We start from the raw sequence: 5,203 nt of genomic DNA on the forward strand, positions 1-5,203 counted from the left end.
GAAGTGCCCTTGATCATCTCGTCCCAGGCCTCGTACCCCATGGAGGAGATCGCGCGCGAGCTCGGCGACCACGAACGCTGGTTCCAGCTCTACTGGAGCAGCGAGGACTCGGTGGTCGAGAGCTTCGTGCGCCGGGCGGAGCACAGCGGCTGCACGGCGATCGTCGTCACGCTCGACACCCTCGTCCTCGCGTGGCGCACCGGCGACCTCGACAACGCCTTCCTCCCGTTCGCCCGCGGGATGGGCATCGCGCAGTACACGTCAGACCCCGCCTTCCAGCACATCGTCGCGGAGCGGCTCGCCTCGGGCGCGATCCAGCGGACGACGACGCGCCCCACCCCCGCGGCGGTCCGCGCGCTCGCGCAGATGGCGCGGCGGCATCCGGGCGGCTTCCGGGAGAATCTCGCCTCTCCCCTCCCGAGGGCGAGCGTCCAGACCTTCCTCGACGTGTTCTCCCGGACCACGCTCACGTGGGAGAACCTCGCGTGGCTGCGCGAGCGGACGGCCCTGCCGATCCTCGTCAAGGGCCTCCAGCACCCGGACGACGCGCGTCTGGCCCTCGCTCACGGGGCGGACGGGATCGTGGTCTCGAACCACGGCGGCCGCCAGCTCGACGGAGCGGTGGGCTCGCTCGACGTGCTCCCCGGGATCGTCGAGGTGGTGGCCGGTCGGGTGCCAGTCCTGTTCGACAGCGGGGTCCGGTGTGCCGCGGACGCGTTCAAGGCGCTCGCACTCGGCGCCTCGGCGGTGTGTCTCGGGCGGCCGTATCTGTACGGGCTCGCGCTCGCGGGTGAGGCCGGCGCTCGTGAGGTGTTCGAAGGCTTCCGGGCCGAATTCGACCTCACGATGGCGGTGGCAGGGGTGAACCGGATCGGCGAGATCACGCGGGACACCGTGACGCGGGACACTGTGGCGCGAACAAAGCCGGAGGCCGGGTGAGTGGACGCCCACACGGCATACTGGACCGATGGAAGTCTGGCAGAAGCTTCAGATCAAGCCTGACATGACGCTGGCCGTGCTCAACGCACCCGCCGACGGTCCTGACCTCTCCGGGCCGCTCGAGGTCGCGACGGACGCCGAGTCGGCGGCCGCCGTGATCGTCTTCGTCAAGGACCGGGCGGAGGTCGGCTCCCAGGGGTCGAGAGGGGTGCGCGCGGCGCTCGAGGACCGGCTCGTCTGGTTCGCGTACCCGAAAGCAAAGAAGCTCGGCACCGACCTCAACCGGGACATCCTCGCCAAGGAGCTCATCGCGCGGGGTGTGGACCCCGTGCGGCAGGTCTCGCTCGACGACGTGTGGTCGGCGCTCCGGTTCCGCCCGGCGTTCCGCGACGCGCGCTAGGGACCGCTCCCTCCGCAACAACGACGGCCAGATGAGAAGCACGGCTCCCGCACAACGACGTCAGGGGACAGACGAATTCTCGCGCTGGCCATCGCGCTGATCACCCGGCGCTGGGCGACTGTCCGAACACGTGCCGTCGGATCCAGGCGTGCATCGCGATGGCCGCTGCGGAGGCGGCGTTGATCGAGCGGGTCGAGCCGAACTGCTCGATCGAGAGCGTGGCCTGGGCGGCGGCGTGCACCTCCGGGGTCAGGCCGGGGCCCTCCTGACCGAAGACGAGGACGCAGCGGCGAGGCAGCTCGTAGGTCTCGAGCGGCACGGAGTCGGGGAAGATGTCGACGCCGAGGATCGGGAGCTCCTCGGACTCGGCCCACGCCACGAACTCCTCGACGGTCGCGTGGTGGCGGATGTGCTGGTAGCGGTCGGTGACCATCGCGCCGCGACGGTTCCACCGCCGTCGTCCGATGATGTGCACCTCCTGGGCGAGGAACGCGTTCGCGGTGCGGACCACGGTGCCGATGTTGAGGTCGTGCTGCCAGTTCTCGATCGCGACGTGGAACTCGTGGCGGCGGGTGTCGAGCTCAGCGACGATCGCCTCGTGCCGCCAATAGCGGTAGCGGTCCAGGACGTTGCGGCGGTCTCCGTGCTCGAGCAGCTCGGGATCCCACTGCTCGCCCTCGGGCCAGACGCCCTCCCACGGGCCGACGCCCACCTCGTGCTCGCGCTCTTCGGTCACCGGACCAGCCTATTCGAGCCGATCGGCGTTCCAACGCGTACGGGACTACCGCCTAGGCCCTCGTCACCGTCCACGCCCGCCGGACGAGACCCTCTGAATTCCGCGGATCGGTGCCGGCCGGAGGCCCTGTCCCGCCCAGTACGCGTACTGGGTGGGACGGCCCCCAGGCCGGAGCGGCTGTTAGTGCGTGCGGTCGCCGAGCGTGAACGCGAGCGAACCCTTCGCGGGCACCGTCACGGCCGCAAAGCCGTGCGGATCCACCGTGACGGTCTTGCCCGTGCACGCGCCCCCGGGGCCGCCAAGCGACTGGCCGCTGATCACGTCGCAGTACGTGCCCGGCGGCATGCCCGTCTGGACATCCACGGTGCTTGCGGCCGTGCCGTTGTTGATCGCGATCCACGCCTTGTTGCCGCGGCTGAACGCGATGAGGTTCGCGCCGTCGTCGTACCAGTTGGCCACGTCGGAGCCCGCTGCGGCGTTGTGCCATCCGACCATGTGGAGGATCGCGGGCTCGCGGTCCAGACACGCCCACGTGGTGCTGCAGTCCGTGTTCGTCACGTAGCCGTTGGCGTTCGCCGGCGGGGAGTCGTCGCCGCCCGTGAACTTGAAGCCCGAATACACCTGCGCGACGCCGTAGCCGCGGGCCAGGAGGAACTCGGTCGCGAGCACGTTCGTGGCGCCGTCCTTGTAGCTCAGGGTCGAGCCGTTGCGCTCCGTGTCGTGGTTCTGGACGAACGCGAGCTCCTTGTCGGAAGGCAGGAGCCCCGACTCGGCGCCGTAGTTCTTGAGCGACGCGACGTTCCCCGTGAACGCCGACTTGAGCTGGTACGCGCCGTCGAACCCGAGCAGCGAGCCCTGGCCCTCGAACGCCTCGGGGGCGAGCTGCCCGGTGCTGCCGGGGAAGACCTCGAGCGCCATGTACGGCCGGTCGCCGTCGACGGTGTCGCGGAGGCGCCCCTCGAGCGCCGCGAGATCGGTCTGCCCGATGTGCTTCGCGGCGTCCACGCGGAACCCGGAGACGCCGTAGCCGAGCAGCTTGTTGAGGTACCCGGCGAGCGTCGAGCGGACCTTGTCCGATTCCGTCCGGAGGTCCGCGAGGCCCAGGAGCTCGCAGTGCGTGACCTCCTGGAAGCTGTTCCAGTCGTGGATTCCGTTGTCGGGTTCGGGGCAGTCCGCAGGGTAATGGTGGAAGTCCGCGTACCCGTAGTCGGGGTAGCTGTAGTGGCTGTAGGAGACGCCGCCGTAGGAGAGGCTGCCCTGTCCGGTCGTGTGGTTGATGACCGCGTCGACGTAGACCTTGACGCCGGCGTTGCGGCACGTGGACACCATGGCCTTGAACTGGTCCTCGTTGCCCATGCGGCTCGTGAGGTTGTAGTCGACCGGCTGGTAGACCTCCCACCACGGGTGGCCGTCGCGCGTGAGGGAGTCCTGCGGCGGCGCGACCTGCACGCCCGCGTAGCCGTTGGGGCCGAGGAACTGGGTGCATTCCGTCGCGACCGAGCCCCAGTTCCATTCGAACAGGTTCGCGATGACGTCCTTGAAGTGCTGCGGCGACGTCTGGTTGGAGGCCGCGTGGAGGGGAGGCGATCCGGGCGATCCACCCGGATCAGCGCCCGCTGGCGGCGCCGCGAGGAACATGGCGGCCGCCGTCGCGGCGGCCGCGAGACTCACGAGCTTGCGCCCGGGGATGCGAGTGAAAGAGACCATGAAGTGCACCTATCCGATCCGGATCGTGGGGCAGGGCGGTGCCGACGAGAACCGGCACGGCCCCACTCTCCGTGACGGGCGTCACACAGGTCAAGGACTTAGTCACGATGATTGACAGATTCGACAAGCGGCGTGCGTCAACGTCGAGACCTTCCGCCGTTGACCCGCGCTCACCGGGCACTTACATTCGCAATTGGGGTCATCACAGAATCAAGACAGAAGAGCGACGCCGTGAAGCGGCGTCCGGGGCATTGGTTTCGACCCGGATCTGGGCGGGTGCTGGTGCGGGCTGTCCCTTCTTCCACGCGAAGGAGGAAACGATGATGCTCAAGCGAATCGCGGGTGGCCTAGCCACCACGGGGCTCCTGGCCGTCGGCTTGGCTGCCGGCGCAGCGCCGGCCTCGGCGACGACCACGGGGACCGATCACAGCCAAGTGATCAACTCGGCCGTCCCAGGAACGTGCGACAGCGAGGCCGGCTTCACGACCTTTGTCGGGACAGGCAATACGGTGCAGCACCTCACGGTCAACAACGCGGGAGACAGCTGGTTCACAACAACGACCGAAGGCACCGTGACCCTGACCACCGTGTGGCACGGTTCCCTGGGCACGTGGACTGGGCACCTCCAAGAGTGGTTCGGCGCCGCGGACAACAACCAGAACGGGGTGCAGCACGCGACCTTCAACTTCCAAGGCGTGAGCACGTCCAACTCCGCGAGCACTATCGATATCCATGCGGCCTTCACCACGACAACGAACGCGAACGGCGTCGTGACCGTCAACAACCTGACGATCAGCTGCCGATAGGCCGTGCCCGGCAGCCCCGGACCGCAGGTCCGGGGCCGCCCGAAGCTCAGTGAGGATGCTTGACCCATGAGCAGCGTCGAATTCGATCTTGAGACGACAGCGAGCCCAGAGAAGGTGCGGGCCGCGCTGATCGACTTCTCCGAACGCCGCCCGAAGCTGTGGCCGGGCATCGAGCCTTCGTTGTACGAGGTCTACTCCGTCGGCGAGACCACAGCCGACGTACGCGAGGGCACCAAGGGCCCGGGCGGGAAGATCTGGGCGCACGAACATTACGACTGGTCCGACCCGGAGACCGTCCGCTGGACCGTCCAGAAGAGCAACTTCTCTGCACCCGGGAGCTACGTGTCGGCTACCCTCTCCCCCGGCCGTGGCGGCGGCAGCATCGTCCACATCTCCTGGGACCGTACGGGAAGCACCGCTCTCGGCCGGCTGATCTGCTGGATCATCAGGAGGTCGAACGGCAAGCCCGTCGCGGCGTCGTTCCAGCGGGGCCTGACGGCCCTTGAGCGGAGCTAGCGCCTACGCCGCGTACACCGTCACCGCGGCGGCCTTCGCCACGAGGACGACGGCGGCCCCCGGCCCGAGATCCAGCTCGGCGGCCGCCGCCGGGGTCAG

At 68.7% G+C, this 5,203-nt stretch carries 7 protein-coding genes; 4 read left to right on the top strand and 3 right to left on the bottom strand.

Going from position 1 to position 5,203, the window contains the following annotated elements; translation table 11 throughout:
- Both ACLN58_RS17335 and ACLN58_RS17340 read left to right on the top strand, forming a co-directional pair.
- Positions 1-939: alpha-hydroxy-acid oxidizing protein (locus tag ACLN58_RS17335; protein ID WP_415856494.1), on the top strand; the 939-nt coding region annotated here is incomplete at its 5' end.
- A 28-nt stretch (positions 940-967) separates the two neighbouring features.
- Positions 968-1,339 carry a hypothetical protein gene (locus ACLN58_RS17340; protein ID WP_415856495.1) on the top strand — a complete coding sequence of 124 codons (372 nt, stop codon included), beginning with the start codon at positions 968-970 and terminating at the stop codon, positions 1,337-1,339.
- A 100-nt stretch (positions 1,340-1,439) separates the two neighbouring features.
- Here the strand turns inward: ACLN58_RS17340 and ACLN58_RS17345 are convergent, their stop codons facing one another.
- Entirely contained in the window at positions 1,440-2,075 is a 636-nt protein-coding gene (locus tag ACLN58_RS17345; protein ID WP_415856496.1) for a TrmH family RNA methyltransferase, read from the bottom strand.
- Positions 2,076-2,255: 180 nt separating this feature from the next.
- Positions 2,256-3,782, bottom strand: coding sequence for an alpha-amylase (locus ACLN58_RS17350; RefSeq protein ID WP_415856497.1), 1,527 nt, complete (start codon positions 3,780-3,782; stop codon positions 2,256-2,258).
- A gap of 320 nt (positions 3,783-4,102) precedes the next feature.
- Here ACLN58_RS17350 and ACLN58_RS17355 point away from each other — a divergent pair, with 320 nt between their 5' ends.
- Both ACLN58_RS17355 and ACLN58_RS17360 read left to right on the top strand, forming a co-directional pair.
- Positions 4,103-4,588, top strand: coding sequence for a hypothetical protein (locus tag ACLN58_RS17355; protein ID WP_415856498.1), 486 nt, complete (start codon positions 4,103-4,105; stop codon positions 4,586-4,588).
- Between the two features lie 66 nt (positions 4,589-4,654).
- Complete coding sequence (locus ACLN58_RS17360) at positions 4,655-5,104, top strand: hypothetical protein (RefSeq protein WP_415856499.1); 450 nt, start codon at positions 4,655-4,657, stop codon at positions 5,102-5,104.
- A gap of 3 nt (positions 5,105-5,107) precedes the next feature.
- On the opposite strand, the gene ACLN58_RS17365 is transcribed toward ACLN58_RS17360, so the two are convergent.
- A complete protein-coding gene (locus ACLN58_RS17365) occupies positions 5,108-5,203 on the bottom strand; it encodes a TOBE domain-containing protein (protein WP_415856500.1) in 96 nt (31 codons plus the stop codon).

It is taken from the genome of Sinomonas sp. G460-2, from assembly GCF_047759905.1.
GTDB lineage: Bacteria > Actinomycetota > Actinomycetes > Actinomycetales > Micrococcaceae > Sinomonas.